This is a genomic window from Streptomyces sp. BE20 (genome assembly GCF_036322525.1).
Lineage (GTDB): Bacteria > Actinomycetota > Actinomycetes > Streptomycetales > Streptomycetaceae > Kitasatospora.
Genome location: NZ_JAQYWW010000168.1, coordinates 1 through 274, shown reverse-complemented (window position 1 = coordinate 274; position 274 = coordinate 1). Strand labels below are relative to the sequence as shown.

General features: G+C 68.6%; 1 pseudogene. It reads right to left on the bottom strand.

The features are described from left to right. A pseudogene (locus PUR61_RS00785) lies at nucleotides 1-274 on the bottom strand (transposase); the annotation flags it as partial.

Sequence of the window (274 nt, the reverse complement as noted above, 5' to 3'; positions counted from 1 at the left end):
GGTGGATCTTCGACCCGTATTTGCCCCGATCGACAGGATTCGGACCCGTCAACTCCCCTTTTTCAGCGCCCTCATGTTCACCGAGTCGACCGCGCACCTCGACCAGTCCAGCTCGCCCCGTGCGCCGAGCTCGTCCAGGACCACCCGGTGGAGCTTGGCCCACACCCGGGCCCTGCTCCACTCGGTGAAGCGCCGGTGCGCGGTGGGCCCGGACGGACCGAAACAGGGCGGCAGCTGGGCCCACGTGCACCCCGACGTCGCGACGAACACGATC